Annotated in this window: 15 protein-coding genes and 2 pseudogenes; 9 read left to right on the forward strand and 8 right to left on the reverse strand. The window is 70.9% G+C overall.

The window, feature by feature from the left end; translation table 11 throughout:
* Window positions 1–66: 66 nt before the first annotated feature.
* From AB0B90_RS28065 to AB0B90_RS28075, 3 genes are all read right to left on the reverse strand, one after another.
* On the reverse strand, window positions 67–1,899 hold the full coding sequence (locus tag AB0B90_RS28065) for a hypothetical protein (protein WP_362925665.1): 1,833 nt from the start codon (window positions 1,897–1,899) through the stop codon (window positions 67–69).
* 281 nt (window positions 1,900–2,180) lie between these two features.
* Entirely contained in the window at window positions 2,181–3,164 is a 984-nt protein-coding gene (locus AB0B90_RS28070) for an acetylxylan esterase (RefSeq protein ID WP_362925667.1), read from the reverse strand.
* Window positions 3,165–3,186: 22 nt separating this feature from the next.
* Complete coding sequence (locus tag AB0B90_RS28075; RefSeq protein ID WP_362925669.1) at window positions 3,187–3,378, reverse strand: hypothetical protein; 192 nt, start codon at window positions 3,376–3,378, stop codon at window positions 3,187–3,189.
* Between the two features lie 89 nt (window positions 3,379–3,467).
* On the opposite strand from AB0B90_RS28075, the gene AB0B90_RS28080 reads away from it, so the two are divergent.
* From AB0B90_RS28080 to AB0B90_RS28090, 3 genes are all read left to right on the forward strand, one after another.
* A complete protein-coding gene (locus AB0B90_RS28080) occupies window positions 3,468–4,778 on the forward strand; it encodes an aspartate aminotransferase family protein (RefSeq protein WP_362901351.1) in 1,311 nt (436 codons plus the stop codon).
* Between the two features lie 142 nt (window positions 4,779–4,920).
* Window positions 4,921–6,021 (forward strand): RNA polymerase subunit sigma-70, encoded by a 1,101-nt coding sequence (locus AB0B90_RS28085; RefSeq protein ID WP_350947225.1) that lies wholly within the window; start codon window positions 4,921–4,923, stop codon window positions 6,019–6,021.
* Window positions 6,022–6,072: 51 nt separating this feature from the next.
* The gene (locus AB0B90_RS28090; protein ID WP_362925671.1) at window positions 6,073–6,795 is read left to right on the forward strand and encodes an alpha/beta hydrolase; all 723 of its coding nucleotides are present in this window, start codon (window positions 6,073–6,075) and stop codon (window positions 6,793–6,795) included.
* A gap of 117 nt (window positions 6,796–6,912) precedes the next feature.
* Here AB0B90_RS28090 and AB0B90_RS28095 read toward each other — a convergent pair whose 3' ends face one another.
* The gene (locus AB0B90_RS28095; protein ID WP_350947223.1) at window positions 6,913–7,710 is read right to left on the reverse strand and encodes a methyltransferase domain-containing protein; all 798 of its coding nucleotides are present in this window, start codon (window positions 7,708–7,710) and stop codon (window positions 6,913–6,915) included.
* 436 nt (window positions 7,711–8,146) lie between these two features.
* Complete coding sequence (locus AB0B90_RS28100) at window positions 8,147–9,319, reverse strand: UDP-N-acetylglucosamine--N-acetylmuramyl-(pentapeptide) pyrophosphoryl-undecaprenol N-acetylglucosamine transferase (RefSeq protein ID WP_350947222.1); 1,173 nt, start codon at window positions 9,317–9,319, stop codon at window positions 8,147–8,149.
* Between the two features lie 269 nt (window positions 9,320–9,588).
* On the opposite strand from AB0B90_RS28100, the gene AB0B90_RS28105 reads away from it, so the two are divergent.
* The 3 genes and pseudogenes from AB0B90_RS28105 to AB0B90_RS28115 form a co-directional block, all read left to right on the forward strand.
* Window positions 9,589–10,815, forward strand: coding sequence for a hypothetical protein (locus AB0B90_RS28105; protein ID WP_350947221.1), 1,227 nt, complete (start codon window positions 9,589–9,591; stop codon window positions 10,813–10,815).
* Window positions 10,816–11,069: 254 nt separating this feature from the next.
* A pseudogene (locus AB0B90_RS28110) lies at window positions 11,070–11,639 on the forward strand (cellulose binding domain-containing protein); the annotation flags it as partial.
* Between the two features lie 135 nt (window positions 11,640–11,774).
* A pseudogene (locus AB0B90_RS28115) lies at window positions 11,775–12,689 on the forward strand (glycoside hydrolase family 5 protein); the annotation flags it as partial.
* Between the two features lie 145 nt (window positions 12,690–12,834).
* Here the strand turns inward: AB0B90_RS28115 and AB0B90_RS28120 are convergent.
* Window positions 12,835–13,479, reverse strand: coding sequence for a LysE family translocator (locus tag AB0B90_RS28120; RefSeq protein WP_350947220.1), 645 nt, complete (start codon window positions 13,477–13,479; stop codon window positions 12,835–12,837).
* Window positions 13,480–13,597: 118 nt separating this feature from the next.
* Here AB0B90_RS28120 and AB0B90_RS28125 point away from each other — a divergent pair, with 118 nt between their 5' ends.
* Window positions 13,598–14,428 carry an alpha/beta hydrolase gene (locus AB0B90_RS28125; RefSeq protein ID WP_362925674.1) on the forward strand — a complete coding sequence of 277 codons (831 nt, stop codon included), beginning with the start codon at window positions 13,598–13,600 and terminating at the stop codon, window positions 14,426–14,428.
* A complete protein-coding gene (locus tag AB0B90_RS28130) occupies window positions 14,421–14,987 on the forward strand; it encodes a TetR/AcrR family transcriptional regulator (protein ID WP_362925676.1) in 567 nt (188 codons plus the stop codon). The genes AB0B90_RS28125 and AB0B90_RS28130 overlap by 8 nt, the downstream gene beginning before the upstream one ends.
* Before the next feature lie 168 nt (window positions 14,988–15,155).
* Here the strand turns inward: AB0B90_RS28130 and AB0B90_RS28135 are convergent, their stop codons facing one another.
* Window positions 15,156–16,268: a winged helix DNA-binding domain-containing protein gene (locus tag AB0B90_RS28135; RefSeq protein WP_350947217.1), complete on the reverse strand. Its 1,113-nt coding sequence runs from the start codon at window positions 16,266–16,268 to the stop codon at window positions 15,156–15,158.
* 126 nt (window positions 16,269–16,394) lie between these two features.
* Window positions 16,395–17,192 (reverse strand): GNAT family N-acetyltransferase, encoded by a 798-nt coding sequence (locus AB0B90_RS28140; RefSeq protein WP_362925679.1) that lies wholly within the window; start codon window positions 17,190–17,192, stop codon window positions 16,395–16,397.
* A 126-nt stretch (window positions 17,193–17,318) separates the two neighbouring features.
* Here AB0B90_RS28140 and AB0B90_RS28145 point away from each other — a divergent pair, with 126 nt between their 5' ends.
* Window positions 17,319–18,296 (forward strand): tyrosine-type recombinase/integrase, encoded by a 978-nt coding sequence (locus AB0B90_RS28145; protein WP_362925681.1) that lies wholly within the window; start codon window positions 17,319–17,321, stop codon window positions 18,294–18,296.
* Window positions 18,297–18,349 lie beyond the last annotated feature (53 nt).

Here is an 18,349-nt window from a genome sequence, read left to right on the forward strand (position 1 = left end):
CGGCTCGCCCCCCGAAGCCGCCTGTGAACGCGTTCGCCGAAGCACATTCACCGGCGGGGCGAGGTGTCAGCGTCCGGAACCCTCGGCGATCCTCGGCAGATCCCGCCAGGCGGCGCCCGGGGGCGGGGCGGTCGCGCAGACGACGTAGCGGTGCGGGGTCAGGGCCGACATGCGGCCGGGCAGCAGGCTCAGGCAGGCCGAGTGCAGCGCCTCCGGAGTGGTCTTCGCCGACGTGAAGCACACCAGCCGATGCCCGAACCGTTCGTCGGCTTCCGCGGTGACGACCGTTTCCGCGAGGCGGGCCGCCGCGTCGCCGCCGGCCGTCCGCGCGAGCGCGTCCCTCACCAGGCGTTCGACCTCGGGGAGGTGGATCCAGCATCCGTCGGCCAAGAGCCAGCCTTCGTCCCGGGAAACCGGGACGACGCCGGTGAGGGCGATCAGCTCGGTCAGCGGCACGTCCCGATCGCCCGCCTCGATGAGCAGCCGTGCGATCCCCTCGCCGAGGGCCCGCGCGTCGTCGCGGGGCAGACAGCGCGGGTCGGCCCACAGGGTGACGTCGAGTTCGCCGTGCAGCCGGTGGACCCAGAGCGAGGCGCGTGTGGGCAGGGTGGCCGGTGGAAGCCAGACCGAGTGAACATCCTGACCGGTACGGCCGACCCGCGCCCCCCTGCCGGGGACGCTCATGTCGTTGAACACGAGATCCCTGGCGAAGAAGAGACCGCGCTCCCGCTGGACGTCCTCCATCACCCGGATGAGGGCGTCCGAGTCGAAGCGGCTGTTCCGGTACGCGGCCATCGTCGCCGAGCGCGCGCCGCGCAACACGGCGTCGAAGCCGTCCTCGCCGATATCCACCGGGATCAGCGCGTCCTGGGCGAGCGGTCCGACGTACTCTCGCAACTCCGGCCGGAAGCGGTTCGCCGAGATGGACAGCACGACGACAGTCCGCAGGCGGGCCCGCACTCCGGCGAGTGCCGCCAGGGCCGCGAGCACCGCCGCCGACGGGCTCGCCCCGGTACGCGCGGAGATCCGCCCCAGCGCCCCGGCCGCCGGGACCGAGCGCACCCGCAGCCGGGGAAGCAACCAGTCCGTCTCGCCGTCCACGGCGACCGTGAGCGTGGACCGGGGCACCTCGCGCAGGTGGCCCTCCCAGTAGCGCAGCGCCGCCTGTGCCCGCCGTAGACCGGCCGGGGTGCGCTCGGCCGCCGCGACGTCGAGCGGCTGCGGCGCGGTCACCGGCGCGAGCGGTTTGCCGAGGAGGAGTTCGTCCCACTCTGTGAGCAGTACCGCCAGCCCGGCCGCGTCCGTCGCGCTGTGCGTGGTCACCAGGACGACCTGCCGGGGCACGCCGCCGGAGGTGATCACGGCGATCCGGAGCGGGATCTCCTCGGCCGGCGCGAAGCGCGTCCCGTGCAGCCGGCGCGCGACCTCCTCCGCGAGGTCGGCGTCGGGCGTCTCGGCGCGGATCCGAGCCGGTCCCCCGCCCTCGGCTCCCTCCGCACCATGCGCTCTCCCGTCCTGTGCTCCCTTCGTACCCCGCGCCCCTCCGCTCTCCGCGCCCTCCGGCCCGCCGGCCCATCCGCTCTCCGCGTCCTTCTCGCTCACCGGAGCGTCCGCCCGGTTTCCGGCGGCGTCCGCTCCGGCCGAGGGGGCGCCGGTCTCGTGGACCTCGACGGTCACGCCTCCCTCGGCCAGAACCCGCTGGAGGCCGTCATGGAAGGTCGTGCGCAGGGACTCGTGCCGGGTCACCAGCCCGATCACCGCCTTGGTGATCGCGGCGAGCGTCGTACCCGGCTGGAGCGCCCGCACGACGCGGTAGTTCATGTGCTCGGGCGGGTCGGTGAGCATGCAGCGGACCATGTTGGCCTGCCCCGTCGTCAACGGACCGTGGCGCGCCCTCAAGCCGGAGAAACGTACGGCGAAGGAGTGCTCCGGGAGGTCGGGCCGGCGCGGGAGCCTGAACCGTTCCTGCCCGGACGAGAGCGGTCGTGCCACGGGGAGCCGCCAAACCGGAAAGTCCGTTATTGAAAAGTTTACTTACAGTTTCGGAGGTGACGTCAGTGAATCACGTCCGCGGGAAAGGCGGCAACCCCCCGCGGGTCGCCACCGGCCCCCCGTTCCACGCCCGCGACGAGCGAACGGAGGTTCCGCCGCCTCTCACTGTCACGCCGGAAACATGAATGTCAGGGAAGGATCTCGGCCAGCCACGCCGACTGCGCGGCGAGGTGGTGCGCCTGGCCGCCCTCGTGGCCGTTCCACTCGTACACCAGGACCTCCTTCGTGCCGCCGTAGTGGTTCACGCAGGCGTAGACGCCGGAGGGCGGGCAGATCTCGTCGCGCAGGGCGACCCCGAAGTGCGCCGGGCAGCGCGCGTCCCTGGCGAGGATCGCGACGTCGAAGTAGGCGAGCGTGGCGAAGGCCTGGTCGACGAGACGGTGATGCGTGTGGCACCACGTCACCAGCTCCGGGAACGGCCCGTCCGTGGCGACCTGCGTCGATCGCTTGATGTGACACAGGAACGGCACGTTGGGCATGGTGGCCGCCACGTCCGTGCGCAGCGAGGCGGCGACGAGGGCGAGCGCGCCTCCCTGGCTCGTGCCGGTGGTCACCAGTCGGGCCGGGTCGGCGCCGGGCAACTGGGCCGCGGCCTCCACCGCGCGGACCGCGTCGGTGAACAGCCGCCGGTAGTAGTAGTGGTCCCGGTCGGGCAGCCCGTCGGTGAGGAAGCCCGGTACGTGCGGTCGCCCGGAAGCCCCCAGGTCGGCGGTGTCACCCGTCCGCCACGCGCTGCCCTGGCCCCGGGTGTCCATGATCAGGTGCGGGTGCCCGGCCGATGACCAGTACAGCCACTCGTGCGGCAGTCCCCGGCCACCGCCGTAGCCGACGTACTCGACGATGGTCGGCAGGAGCTCCACCCGGTCGCGCGGAACCAGGTACCACGCTTTGATCGGGTGCCCGCCGAATCCCGCGAAGGTGACGTCGTAGACGTCGACCGTGCGCAGCGGGGTGTCCCGCACGAGTTTCGCCTCCACGTTCAGCGGAAACTCCTGCGCGGCGGCCAGCGTGGCCGTCCAGAAATCGTGGAGATCCGCCGGGGGGACGAGCTTCGGACGGTAGTTTTCGAGTTGCTCCACAGCTATCTCGGTGAACATCTCGGGGTTGCTCAAGGTCGGCTCCGGGTGGCTTGGATCACATCGATTCGGGCGGCCGTCGAGAAACGCGTCCTCCGACGAGCCGCAGGCCCAGCCACCATAGCGGCCGGACGAGAAAGCCCGGCAGGTGGCGTCGAACAGGGGTCGCGCCGGATTCGTCGTGGAACGGGAGCAGCAGGAGCGCGAGCGCGGGGAGGGTGAGGACGGAGGTCATGATCACCAAGTCCATACCCGGATGCTACCCGCCCCAGCCCTGCGGTCATGAACGTCGGCAGGGCGGCGAACCGCCGTTGGATGGCCATGCCATCATGAGCAAATATGAAAAATGCGTCATTTTGGAATGATGTTGACCGTCACCTGATCCGCTACGGCGCGACGTTCACCCCGAAGGTCATCGAACGGGCGGCGGGATCGTACGTCTACGACGACGCCGGGACGGCGATCCTCGACTTCACCTCGGGTCAGATGAGCTCGATCCTCGGGCACTCCCACCCCGACGTGGTCGCGGCGGTCTCACGGTCGATCTCCTCGCTGGATCACCTGTACAGCGGCATGCTGAGCCCGCCCGTCGTCGACCTGGCCGGCCGTCTCGCGTCGACGCTTCCCGAAGGCCTGAGCAAGACCCTGCTGCTGAGCACCGGCGCGGAGGCCAACGAGGCCGCGATCAAGATGGCCAAGCTCTACACCGGCGGGTACGAGATCGTCTCCTTCGACCGGTCGTGGCACGGCATGACCTCGGGTGCCTCCTCCGCCACCTTCTCCGCCGGTCGCCGGGGATACGGCCCGCCCATGCCGGGCAACCTCACGCTCCCCACGCCGAACGCGTACCGATCCCCCTTCCGTCACGCGGACGGGTCGTACGACTGGGAGGCCGAGCTCGAGTACGGGTTCGCCCTCGTCGACCAGCAGTCGTCGGGAAGCCTGGCCGCGTGCCTGGTCGAGCCGATCCTGTCCTCCGGCGGGATCATCGAGCTCCCTGCCGGATATCTGCGGCGGCTGAAGGAGATGTGCGCAGAACGCGGGATGCTGCTGATCGCGGACGAGGCCCAGACCGGACTCGGACGCACCGGCGAGATGTACGCCTTCGAACGCGACGGCGTCGTCCCGGATCTCCTGACGCTCTCCAAGACCTTGGGGGCGGGCCTGCCGGTGGCGGTCGTCGTCACGTCGGCGCGGATCGAGGAGGTCTGTCACGAACGCGGGTTCCTGTTCTTCACCACCCACGTCTCGGACCCGCTCGCGGCGACCGTCGCGCTGACCGTGCTCGACGTCATCGAACGCGACGGCCTCGTGGCGCGGGCAGCGGTCCTGGGCAAGCAGCTCAACGAGCGGTTGCTGGACCTGCGTGACCGCTTCGAGGTGGTCGGCGACGTCCGCGGCCGCGGGCTTCTGCAGGGCCTGGAGCTGGTGACGGACCGGCCGAGCAAAACCCCGGCGGAGGCGCTCGGAAAAGTCGTGACCACGGCGTGCCTGGAGCGCGGGCTGCACGTCAACATCGTCCAGCTGCCGGGGATGGGGGGAATCTTCCGGCTCGCACCACCGCTCACGATCAGCGACTCGGAACTGCACGCCGGACTGGACATCCTCCAGGCGGCCCTGAAAGCGGTCGTCTCAGGAAACGGCGGGTGACCACAGATCACAACATATCTGGATAGGCGCTGATTCGCCGATGTGCCAGGGCTCACCGGAGACGACCGTGCCCGACGAGCACGACGGGCGCGTCCCCCGCCCCGGGGTGTGGATAACGTGACGCCCATGAGTCGGGGGCATCATGGATGAGCTGAGGGCCGAGGAGATCGCGCCGGTGGATGCCGTGCTCTCGGGCGACGATCGGGCGTTCACCGAGCTTGTCGAGCGTCATCGGCGGGAACTGCGGGTGCACTGCTATCGGATGCTCGGCTCCTTCGAGGAGTCGGAAGATCTGGTGCAGGAGACGTTTCTGCGGGCGTGGCGCGGACGCGGGACCTTCCGCGGCCGTTCCACCGTCCGCGCGTGGCTCTACCGGATCGCGACGAACGCGTGCCTGGACTTCCTCGACCGGCACCCCCGCCGTCCGCGACCTCGGGACGCGGGACCGGCACGGCCGCCGCAGCCGGGCTCGCCGCCGTCCGAGGTCCGATGGTTGCAGCCCTACCCGGATGAGCTACTGGAGCCGGCCGCGTCCGACGGCATGGAGCCGGACGCGGCCGCGGTCGGCAAGGAGACCGTCGAGCTGGCGTTCCTCGCCGCCATCCAGCATCTGCCGCCCAGGCAGCGGGCCGCGCTGATCCTGCGCGACGTGCTCGGCTGGTCCGCGAAAGAGACCGCCGCGCAGCTTGAGATGAGTGTCGACTCGGTCAAGAGCGCCCTGAAACGAGCACGATCGACCCTGAGGACCCACCTTCCGGAGCGACGTCTCGAATGGGCGCCGTCGACGGCTCCGACCGCTCGGGAACGAGAACTGCTGCGACGCTTCATGGACGCCCACGACAAGGCCGACCCCGCCGCCCTGGCGAAGCTGCTGAGCGAGGACGCGCGGATGACGATGCCTCCGCTCCCGTTCTGGTTCTCCGGCCGCGACGCGATCGAGTCCTTCGCCGCACACGCCTTCGGCCCGGATTCACCGCTGTATCGAGGACGGTGGCGCAGCATCCCCACGCGGGCGAACCGGCAGCCGGCTGTGGCGGGCTACATCCGGCTGCCGGGTGAGTCCGTCTACCGGGCTCAGGCGCTCAATGTGCTGAGGATCGCGAACGGTGAGATCTCCGAGATCACCGTCTTCGAACCGCACCTGCTGGCCGCGTTCGGACTGCCGCCGACGCTGCCCCCGACGCCGCCTCCGGGCGGCGCGCCCTCGGACGGTGACCCCTTTTGGGAGCCTCACCCGTCTTAACGGTGGACGACCTCGATGAGCGGGGTCGACCACCGTTGGGGAGCACACTCGATGACGATCGACGAAGACGTGACGCGTTTCTCGGAGGGACCGTCCGGCATGACCACCTACGTGTTGATACCCGGCGCCGCGGCCGACCCGTGGTACTGGCACCTGACGGCCGCCGAACTGCGGGCGCGCGGTCATGACGTGGTCACGCCCGACCTCCCCTGCGACGATGATTCGGCCGGGTTCTCCGAGTACGCCGACGCGGTGGTCGATGCCGTCGGCGACCGTACCGACCTCGTCGTGGTCGCCCACTCCTTCGGCGGATTCACCGCGCCGCTGGTGTGTGAGCGGATACCGGTCGAACTGCTGGTGCTGGTCTCGGCCATGATCCCGGTGCCGGGCGAGCCGCCGGGTGACTGGTGGGGCAACACCGGCTGGGAGCAGGCAAGGCGAGAGCAGGACGAACAGGACGGCCGGGCACCGGACGACGAGATCGCCCTGTTCCTTCACGACGTCCCGCCCGATCTGGCCGCGGAGGCCCTGAGAAGGAGGCGCGACCAGTCGGCCACCCCCTTCGACGCCCCGTGGCCGCTCGCCGCCTGGCCGGCGGTGCGGACGGTGTTCCTCCTGTGCCGTGACGACCGCTATCTGCCCGCCGATTTCATGCGCCGCGTCGTCAAGGAGCGCCTCGGCCTGGTCCCCGACGAGATCGACGGGGGCCACAACGTCGCGCTCAGCCGCCCCGCGGAACTCGCCGACCGGCTGGCGGCCCATCGCCGGACGTGAGCCGTGCCGGTGTCACCGTGACACCGGCACGGTAGCGAAGGCCACGGTGTCCGATCACGCGGCCGGCGCCCGCCCGGGGCAGGTCGCCTTCCCCCGAATCCGGAAAGGGACAGGCTCTCAGCGGCGGACCGCGGTGAACAGGGCGTAGCTGATCTGCGGGATCCGCCCGAAGCGCCGGTATATCTCCCCGCAGACGGTGAGCTGCTCGGCGATCTCGCCCCCGAGCCGCATCGCGGAGGCCGGGAGGAGGTCGTCCACGAGCCGGAAAGACCTGCCGACGTTTACCCCTATGTCATGGAATATCTCGATCTTCAACCCGGCCCGGTCCATCTCCTCGTAGAACTCCTCGATGGTGGGCACGAAGTGCACGTGGAAGCCGCGGGAGAGATCCTCCATGGCCTCGGCGGCGTCGCCGGTGAGAGAGTCGAGCAGATACCACTCCCCTACCACGAACCGCCCGCCGGGACGCAGCACCCGGGCGATCTCGCCGAGGGCCGCCGCCGGGTTCTCCATGTGGAGAAGCGACTCGATGGCGTACGCGGCGTCGAAGGAGGCGTCGTCGAAGGGGAGCCACATCGCGTCGGCGAGCTGGAAGTCCGCCCGCCCCTGCCCCTGACCCGCCTCGGGGCGGGCCTCGGCCAGGTGCACCTGGTACTCGCTCAGGGTGACCCCGGTGACGTGCACGTCGCGCGCGGTGGCGATGCGTACGGCGGGCCTGCCGGTGCCGGACCCCACGTCCAGGACGCGCTCCCCGGGAACGACCTCCAGGCGCTCGGCCACCAGGTCGGTGAGGTGATCCGTCGCCTGGGCGGCGGGCGCCTCGTCGTGCTCGTCCATCCAGTAACCGACGTGCAGATTGCCGCCGAACGCGTCGGCGCGGGAGTCGGTGAGCGGGTCGCGCGTCTCGCCGGTCACCTCGGGCGAGAATTTTTCCTGACGGGTCAATGGCCAACCTGTCTCTCGGGGACGGTCTGCGTGAAACTCCGTACCGGGAAGGCTCCACGAAAGACGCGCCTGCCCGGGAACATGCCGCCGGGTGAGACCGCACGGTCACCCGCGACATTTCCTGGAAATCCAGGACTAACGTGCACCATGCGATGTTCTCGGCTCCACCGCACTTCACTTCGTGCGGTCGCCAGATTACTCAGGCCGCACTTCGGCGGGCGCCGGGCCGCCACCGCCTTTTCGGTAAACCTTCGGCCAGGAGACACCTACCTCGCGCGGACGCCGAGGAGACTCCCTTCGACGCCCCTCGCACCGGGAAGCCCACCCCTCCCACCCGGCCGGTTCTTCCCGCGACACCGGCCACCGTCCCCGTCCGGCCGGCTCTCCCGGGACACCGGCGTCGGGCTCAACCGGCCTTGCCGTCCGTTCCCGCCGCCTCCAGGAGCACCAGTGCCAGCCTGTCGGCGGCGTCGACGCGGCCGAGGGCTCCGGCGGCCCCGGCCATCGCGGCGCGGGCCCCGGGGTCGCGCAGCAGGGCGTCGAGCTCGGCCAGGAGGTGGTCGGCGGTGGGACCGTCCTCCAGGAGAGCACGGGCGGCGCCCGCCTCGGCGAGGTAGCGGGCGTTCTGGCGCTGCTCGTCGGCGGCCGAGGGCACCAGGGGGATGAGAACGGACGGCTTGCCCACCGCGGTCAGCTCGGCGACCGTGCCCGCCCCGCTGCGGGAGACCACGACATCGGCCGCGGCGAACACGTCGGCCAGCTCGGCGCCGACGTAGGGCACCGGACGGTAGCGGTCGCGCAACCCCACGGGAAGCCCCGCGGCGGTCCGGGTGAGCTGCGCGATCCAGCCGGGGCCGCACTGGTGGATCACCTGCGCGCGGGCGAGCAGGTCGGGCAGGATCGCCTCGACCATGGTGTTGATCTGGCGGCTCCCCTGGGCGCCGCCGGTCACGTAGACCAGGGGCAGGTCGGAGGAGAGCCCGAAGTGGCGCCGTCCCGCGTCGACGTTGCCACGCAGCAGGTGCGGACGGACCGGGTTGCCGGTGACGACGGCCCGGTCGCGCACCCCCGCGGGCAGGTGCTCGATCGAGGAGGGATGGGTCAGCGCGATCCGCCGCGCGAAACGCGACAGGATGCGGTTGGCCAGGCCGAGGGAGGTGATCTGCTCGTGCATGACCAACGGCCGGCCCAGCACCCGCGAGGCGACTCCCAGCGGCACGCACACGTACCCGCCGGTCGACAGCACCACGTCGGGGCGATGGCGGGCGGCGATACCGAACGCCTGGAACACGCCGACCGGGATCCGGAACATGTCCGCGAGGTTGGTCGCCAGCTCTCGCGGGTTGGGCGAGCGCCTGAGCTTCCCCGCCGTGATGGCGCGGAACGGGATGCCGTGCTCCGCCGCGACGCGGGACTCCAGGCCGGCCTCCGTACCGACCCAGAGCACGTCCAGGTCGAGCCCTCGCGCGGCGGCGTGGTCGCGCAGGGCCTCGACGGTGGTCAGCGCGGGGTAGGTGTGACCACCGGTCCCGCCTCCGGTGACGAGCAACCGCAGGGTCCGGCGATTTCCGGCCTCCATATGTGTATCCATCCTTCCGATGTCACGATGTTCCGTGCCCGCCCCTGCCCGGTACCCTCTCAGGTCCGTGCTCGATCCGCGCCCGGTCCACGTTCAGGGCCGCGCCGGAGTGCTCAGGGGCCCCGGGCACGGTACCCGAGGTCCCCGCGAAGATCCACTTTGCCCTTCGTCACCGCACGGTCGCGCCCCGTGGTTTCCGACACGCCCGTCATCCGGGAGCGTCGCCCGAACGGCCATCAGAATTCGTGGTGATGAGTACGGTATGTGACATGGATCTGACGGGTGAGCATTTCTCCGGGGCGTCGGAGCGTCTCGGTGACGCGTTGAAGGTGCTCCGGCAACAGGCCGGGGCCGGCGCGGAGGCACTGAACTATTTCGGCGACCTCACGGAGGAGTTGCACCCGATCGGATCCTGGTTACGTCGACCGGCCCAGGCCGGAGAGTGGCCGCACCACATCATGCCTCCCGTCTACGGTCTGCTGTTCGCGCAGGCGTGGTCGCTGGCGTTTCCCGGCGAGACGCCCTCGGTCTTCCCCGACGGGGCGGAGCGCACGGAGTCGGGGTGGATCGTGCACCGGGCCACGATCTGGTTCGGCGACACGTACGTTCCCGGCGGGCTCGACGTGAAGGCTCCGCTGATCGTGATCGGCGGGCTGGCGGTGGAAGGGCTTCTCGACGACGGCGACGCCTCGGAGAGCTACCTCGCGGTCACCGGCGACCTGCGTGCCCGCGCGATCCACAGCGCGGCCGACCACCTGGTGCTCGGCACGGTCGCGGCGGGAGTGATCTTCTGCTCGGGCAACGACGGGGTCCTCGTCGTGGGCGGGGACATCGTGACGGACCTGTTCGTTCCCGCCGAGCACGCGTACGAGCACTACGGCCTGCTGCGGGCCGGAGTCATCGGTGCCGGTGACCGTGCCGACATCGTGGCCGAACGGCTCGCGCCGTGGCTGCCCTCGGGGTACGTCCGTCTCGGCGGGTACGGTGCGCCGGTGGACGGATGGCGTGTGCTGCAGGAGGCGGCCGCCGGGCGCTCGCCGGTGCTCGCCCAGCCCCGGCCGGTGATACTCCCGCCCCCGGCGCTCCTTCTTTCCGCCCTGGCCGCGCCCACCGGGGTGGAGGAGCTCGACCTGTCGGGCAGCCGTCTGCACCGCATCCCCGAGGACATCTCGGCCCTCACCTCTCTGACCCGGCTGGACCTGGAGCACACACCGCTGACCGGCCTGGACGGCATCGAGGGCCTCCGCACCCTGGAACACCTGTCGATCAGGAACACGCCCGTGCGGTCGCTCGCCCCGCTTCAGGCGCTGAAGGACCTCCGCCACCTCGACGTCTCCTACTGCGACGACGTCCAGGACTGGGGTGTGCTCCTCGACCTGCCCGCGCTCGGCACCCTTGTCGCGCACGGCTGCGCCCTCCCCTCCCACGTACGCGCCCAGCTCGTCACCAGGCTCGGAGAGCGGATCATCGGGCAGGGGCCGGGCCCGATCGGCTGACCGGCGCCCGGCCCGGGAGCGGAGCCGTGCGCGGACGCGCCGGCGGCCGCCACCGGCTCGCGGCGTGCGGCGGGACGGGCGAATCCGCCCCGGGGAACAGCGGGAAGTGTCCCGTCGATTGAATTTCCCCGTGGGGAACGGGGATCCAGGTCTTGCATGACAGGCTCCGTCCACCTAACGTCACGTGTCACGTTAGGAAACTTTCCTAATAAAGAGCCACGATCTGCCCCTGTCCCCCCACGCAAGGAGCGATGATGCGGCGCACCACCCCAGCCCTGGTGCTGACCGGGCTACTGACGTTACTGTTCACCCTGATCGTCCCCTCCGTCGCCCACGCGGACACCGCGACGTTCACCAAGGCGCAGGATTGGGGCAGCGGCTACAGCGGCCAGTACACGGTCAAGAACACCGGAACCGCCACACTGAACGGCTGGACGGTCTCCTTCGACCTCCCGTCGGGCACGAGTCTCGGAACATACTGGGACTCCCTGATGACCAGCAGCGGCAGCCGGTACACCTTCAAGAACCGGGAGTACAACGGCACCCTCGCCCCAGGGGCGAGCACCACCTTCGGCTTCATCGCCTCCGGTTCCGGCTCGCCGGTCAACTGCACACTCAACGGCGCCCCCTGCGGCGGCGGGCAGAACCCCGGTGACACCACGCCGCCGAGCGTGCCGTCCTCCCTTCGCAGCACCGGCACGACCTCCTCCTCCATCAGCCTGGCCTGGAACGCCTCGACCGACAACAGCGGCACGGTCAAGGACTACCGGGTCTACGAGGGTTCCGCCGTGGTCGCCACCGTGACCGGCACGACCGCCACGATCTCCGGACTGGCGGCCTCGACGACCCACACCTACACCGTCACCGCCCGCGACGCCGCGAACAACGAGTCGGCGAAGAGCGCGTCCGTCACGGCGACGACCCAGGCGGGCGGCGGTGGCGGCACGCCGGTCGCGGCCAACGGGCAACTGCGCGTCTGCGGCACCAAACTGTGCAACAAGAACGGCAAGCAGATCCAGCTGCGCGGCATGAGCACCCACGGCCTGCAGTGGTACCGCCAGTGCGTCACCACCGGCTCGCTGACCGCGCTGGCGACCGACTGGAAGGCCGACGTCGTCCGTCTGTCCACGTACGTGCAGGAGGACGGCTACGAGACGAACCCGCGGGCGTTCACCGACCTCGCGCACACGCTCATCGAGCAGGTCAGCGCGCAGGGCATGTACGTCATCGTGGACTGGCACATCCTCACTCCCGGAGACCCCAACTACAACCTCGCCCGAGCCAGGACCTTCTTCACCGAGATCGCCCAGCGGCACGCCGCCAAGCCGAACGTCATCTACGAGGTCGCCAACGAGCCGAACGGCGTGAGCTGGGGCGCCATCAAGAGCTACGCCGAGCAGATCATCCCGGTGATCCGGGCGCAGGACCCCGACGGGATCGTCCTGGTCGGCACCCGCGCCTGGTCGTCGCTCGGGGTGTCCGAGGGCGCCTCGGAGACCGAGGTGACGGGCAACCCGGTCAACGCCACGAACATCATGTACACCTTCCACTTCTACGCGGCCTCGCACGGCACCGAGTACCTCAACACGCTCTCCCGCGCGGCCGACCGCATCCCCATGTTCGTCACCGAGTTCGGCACGCAGAACTACGCCGGGGAGGACGCCAACGACTTCACCATGTCCCAGCGCTATCTCGACCTCATGGCGAGCAAGAAGATCAGCTGGGTGAACTGGAACTTCTCCGACGACCACCGCTCCGGCGCGGTCTTCAAGACCGGTACGTGCAACGCCGGAGGCCCCTGGACCGGCACCGCCCCCTTGAAGGAGGCCGGCGTCTGGATCCGTGACCGGATCCGCACCGCCGACGACTTCTGACCGGACAGGACCAGGAGGAACCCGCGGGAACCCGGATGTTCGGAGGGAGGCCGACCCCGAGCCGGTCTCCCTTCTCACGGACGGGCGACGAGCTTCTCACGGACGGGCGACGAGCTTCTCACGGACGGGCGACGAGGGTGAGCGCCTACGCGACCCCGGCGGGTGAGCGGTCGGTGGCGATGCGCAGGGCGAGTCCGCCGAGCACGGCGCCCATCAGGTAGCGCTGCACGCGCATCCAGGTGGGCCGCCCGCCGAGGAAGCTCGCGACCGAGCCCGCGGTCAGCACGATCAGCGCGTTGACCGAGAGAGCGACGACGATCTGGGTGGCTCCCAGCAGCAGGCTCTGCGTGCCGACGTCACCGCGTGCGGGATCGACGAACTGCGGCAGCAGGGACACGTACAGGATGGCGATCTTGGGGTTGAGCAGGTTGGTGACCAGCCCCATGGAGAACAGTCGTCGCGGCGGGTCCGCGGGAAGGGCGCCGGGCGCGAAGACCGGCCGGGCGCCGGGCCGGATCGTCCTCCAGGCCAGCCACAGCAGGTACGCGGCGCCCGCGAGCTTGATCCCGGCGTAGAGGGCGGGCACCATCGCGAAGATCGCGGTGATCCCGGCCACCGCCGCGAGCAGGTAGACCAGGAAGCCCGCCGCGACACCCGCCAGCGAGATCATTCCGGCCAGACGCCCCTGCGTCACCGACCGCGACACCAGATAGATCATGTTGGGGCCGGGGGTGAGCACCAGGCCGAGGGCGACCGCGGCGATGCCCGCGAGGGCACTGACAGAGATCATGACCCCATCATCGAGGACCTTCACCGCCAAAAGAATGGCCAATTCCCGCAATTGGCATCAAGAAGGCGTTGCGAGCCCATCCTTGACGCACAAAGCTATTTGCAATAGCTTAAAAGCTATGGGAAATAGCAACGGGGCGGGCACGGAATTCCTGGACGTGGCGGGCGGACGGCTTGCCTACGAGGTCAGCGGACCGCAGGACGGGCCGCTGGTGGTGTGCGCGCACGGGATGGGCGACACCCGCCGGGCGTTCCGGTTCCTGGCGCCACGACTGGCGGAGGCGGGTTACCGGGTCGCCGCGGTCGACGTACGCGGCCACGGCGAGTCCAGCACGGGCTGGCCCGACTACAGCCCTCAGTCGGTCGGCGCCGACCTGCTGGCTCTGGTCCGTCACCTGGGCGGCCCCGCCGTCCTGGTCGGCAGCTCCTCCAGCGCGGGAGCGGTGGCGTGGACCACGGCGACCGCCGCCGAGGGTGAGGTGAGCGCCGTGGTCATGCTCGCGCCCTTCGTCGGGCGGCCACAGCTCAGCCTGATACTGCGGCTGGTGCAGGACCTCGTCATGGCGAGCCCGCTCCTGTGGGGGATGTACTACCGCTCGCTCTACCCCACGGCCAGGCCCGCCGACTTCTCCGGCTACCTGCGCGATCTGAGGGCCACGCTGCGCGAGCCCGGCAGGATGGCCGCCGTCTCGGGGGTGGTCGCCCCCTCCGAGGGCCACTGGACCGACTGCGCCCCCCGCATGACCTGCCCGGCGCTGATCGTCATGGGATCGAAGGACCCCGACTTCCCCGCCACCGAGGCGCACCTGGCGCAGGAGGTGCTGCGGCCGTACGCCGCCACCGCCGAGGTCGCGATGATCGAGGGTGCCGGCCACTACCCGCACGCCGAGATGCCGGAGGCCACCTTCGCCGCCCTGGCGGGCTTCCTGACCGGAGCGGTCCGTGCCTAGGGCCGGCCTGACCTCCGGCGCGGTGGTGGACGCGGCGCTGGCCCTGATCGACGAGGAGGGACCCGGCGCGCTGACGCTCGCCGCGGTCGCCGCCCGCACGGGAGTGGCCGCCCCCTCGCTCTACAAGCACATCCGGGGCCTGCCCGAGCTGCGCAAGCTCGTCGGCCTGCGCGTGATGGACGACATGACGGAAAGGCTCGGCGCGGCGGCCATGGGCCGGAGCCGCAACGAGGCGACGGCGGCCCTGATGCGCGCCTGGCGGAGTTACGTGGTCGACTTCCCGCACCGCTACGCGGTCTTCCCCGACAACCCGCTGATCGATCCCGAACTCGTCGACACCGGGACCCGCCTGATGGAGGTGATCCTCGCCGTGCTGCGCGGCTACGGCCTGGAGGGGGCGGAGGCGATCCACGCCACCCGCTGTCTGCGCGCGGCCGTGCACGGCTTCGCCTCCGTCGAGGCGGCCGGCGGTTTCGGCCTGGGGGAGAACCTGGACACCAGCTACGAGATGCTGATCGCCATGGTCGTCTCGGGCCTGCCCCGGCCGCCCACGCCCTGAACGCCGCGCGAGACCGCCATGACCCGCTCCGGCCGCGCGAAGAGCGATGCCCCCGGGCCCCGGCCTCGCGGAAACCCTCCTGCTCAGGCCGCGCGGAAACCCGCACACCCGGACCTCCACCTCGCGGAGGCGACGCCTCCCGCTCCGGCCGTCGCGGGAACGACGGGCTCAGGCTTCGAGGAGGCGGATGTCGCGGGACGTCGCCTCGGGGGCGACGAAGTCGAGCATGCGCGCCCCCTCCACCTCCAGATCCGCCCGCTCCCGCTCGCTCACCGGTGCGAAGAGCTCGACCTCCATGATCGCCTCGCCCCGTTTTCGCGTCACCTTCCACATGCCCCGTACGAAACCGTCGACCAGCACCGTCGCCTTGATGATGCCGTTGACGGTGAAGATCCGCCCGCGGTACTCCTCCTCCGCGATCCGGGTCCTGGTCCGCTGGGCGAACGACAGCAGCGTGTTGTCGAACTCCGACAGGTAACGCACCGGGGCGGGAGTTTCGGGGTCCGGGCGCGACGCCTCCGGCAGGTCGAACACCTCCGCGCCGTCCTCGGTCGTGAAGGTCCGCAGGCCCATTCCCCGGACGATCTCCCCCAGCCGGGTCATGCCCGACCACTGCTGGACGTCCATCACCGTGGCGGGACCGTAGGCGGCGAGGTAACGGCGGATCGCCTCCTCCGCGGAGACACGGCTGGGCCGCTCGTCCTGGGAACGGCCCAGCCACGCCTCGGCGGTGGTGTGGGCGGCCTGCCCGCCCACCCCCCAGATCCCCCTCGGCGGGACCTGGACCAGAGCCAGTGTGTTGCGCACCCCGGCGACCAGGTCGGAGGCGGGAGCCTCCGGCCACCGCTCCCGCAGGAGCGCGCCGAGCTCGCGGAAGGTGAGGGGGCGCTCCTCCACCAGCTTCCGCCCCGCGGCGGCGAGCTCGTCCAGGTCCACCTCCGCCAGGCCCCTGCCGTGCGCGGGACCGCGCAGGCCCCGCGCCAACATGGGGCCGAGCAGCGGGCGCAACGCCAGGCAGTCGTCGGCGGTGACCAGGTGGATGGTGGAACGCATCAGCGACAGCCGCACCACCAGGCGCTCGTTGATCAGCCGGGCGAGATCGTCGTGGGCGAACCCCGACAGGCGGGTCCACAACCCGATGTAGGGAGGATTCGGCGCCTGGGCCTGCATGCCGTACAGATGCCGGACCGCCTCCAGTGCGGACAGCTCCGCACGGGCCAGCAGCAACTGCCGCTCCAGCGTGGCCCGGTTGAGCGCGCGCCGGCTGAGCACCTCGGGCATGCGTGTCCTCTCGTGACGCGTCACGATGTCGCGGCCCCGGGGTCCGGCGACCCGTGGCGACCCGTGATGTCCGTTCGCGGATCCGCGCCAGGATATCGCCGGCATCCGACAAAACATCCCGGGTGATCAGAGGGTCGGCGGCACCCACACGTACGGCGTCGTCGTCGTGATCGCCTCCAGGCCCAGCCTGGCGAGGATCGGGCAGCTGTCGCCGGAGGCGTCCACCTGCACCAGACGGAAGCCCCGCGCCACCGCCAGCTCCGCCCGGTACGACACCATCGCCCGGTAAACGCCCCTGCCCCGCCACTCCTTCAGGGTCGAACCGCCCCAGAGCGAGGCGAAGTCGGTGCCCTCGTGAAAGCGCGCCCACGCCGCGCACACCACCTGTCCGTCCGCCTCGGCGATCACCACCGCGCACGGATCCCCGGGCCCGGCGAGGTCGCGCTCCAGCATGCCGGGCAGCCAGCCGTGGTCCGCGTCCCAGACCGTCTCCTCCAGCTCGCGGATGCGCTCCAGGTCGTCCCGCCCCGTCACCTCGCGCAGCCGTATCCCCGCGGGCGCCGCCTTGGTGTCGGCCAGCTCACCGGCCTCGCCGACGAACACCGTCTCCCGTTCCCCCGGCTCGAACCCGGCCGCCGCGAGCCGCTCGGGCAGGTCCGCGGGCAGGTCGTAGCCGTGGTACTTCCACTCGACCTCACGTCCGACCCGGGTGAAGAAGTCCCGCTGCCTCGCGATGAAGGCGTCCAGTTCGGCGCCCGCCAGACCACCCAGGTCCCGATATGTCAGGAAACCCTGGCCGTGACCGTTCGACACGGTCCTCAGCAGCGGCCCGATCCGCTCGGCAGTGCGACCCGGCATCGGCCTGGCCCGCAGCTGCTCGTCGTACGCCCTGAGATAGGCGGAAGCCCGTGATGAAATGTTCATTGCGAACAGCCAACCACACACTCATCGCCCTCGACATGCCCATGGGCCTGGACACGGTCTGCGGGTTCCTGTTTCATCTCGACTCCTTTACAGCGTAGATTCCGACAGGCGGCCGCTAGGATCCGCATGGTGAGCGTGCCAGCCGTCCCCGCCTCGCCCGGCCCGTCCATCGAGCCCGCGCGAGATCCCTATCGGGTGTATCTCGACTCCCTGACCAGCGCGGAGTCCCGCCGCACCATGCGCGGCTGCCTCGACAGGCTCGCCGCGCTCGTCTCCGGCGACGAGGTCTCCTCGGGCGCCGGTCAGCCCTGGCACCTGCTGCGCTACGAGCACACCGTGCGCATCCGCGCCCTGATGACCGAGCGCGGCTGGTCTCCGTCGTACGTCAACAAGCACCTGGTCGCGCTGCGCAGGGTGCTGCGCGAGGCCTGGCGGCTCGGCCTGATGACCGCCGAGGAATACCAGCGCGCCGCCGACCTGCCGACCGTCGAGCACACCCGCCTGCCCGCGGGCCGGCACGTGCCGCCCGAGGTGGTGGGCGCCGCGCTCGCCGCGTGCGACCGCGACGACTCACCGGCGGGGGTCCGCGACGCCGCCCTGCTCGCGGCGCTCTACTCCACCGGCTGCCGCCGCGCCGAGATCGCCGGGCTCGCGCTCACCGACTACGACCCCGGGTCGCGCTCGCTGCGGGTGCGCGGCAAGCGCGACAAGGAGCGGCTGGTCTACCTGACCACGGAGGCCCTCGCCAGGATGGAACGCTGGCTCGCGGTGCGAGGCCGCCCCGCCGGCGCCCTGTTCTGCCCCATCAGCAGGCTCGGGCGACTGCGGACCAGGAACGGCGGGCCCGCCCCCATGACGGGGCAGGCCGTCGCCGACATCCTGGCCAGGCGCCTGGCCGAGGCGGGGGCCTCGGCGCGCACCCCGCACGACTTCCGGCGCACCTTCATCGGCGAGTTGCTCGACGCCGGGGTGGACCTGGCCACCGCGCAGGCTCTCGTCGGCCACTCCTCCCCCGCCACCACCGCGCGCTACGACCGCCGCCCGGAACGGCGTCGCCGCGAGGCCGTCGACAGGATCACCCTTCCCGCGCCCAAGCCTCTCTGACCACCGGCGAAGGTCCGCCTCCGGAGAACGGCCCCCCTCGTCCGGCCCTCGGC

It is taken from the genome of Streptosporangium sp. NPDC049078, from assembly GCF_040648855.1.
Lineage (GTDB): Bacteria > Actinomycetota > Actinomycetes > Streptosporangiales > Streptosporangiaceae > Streptosporangium.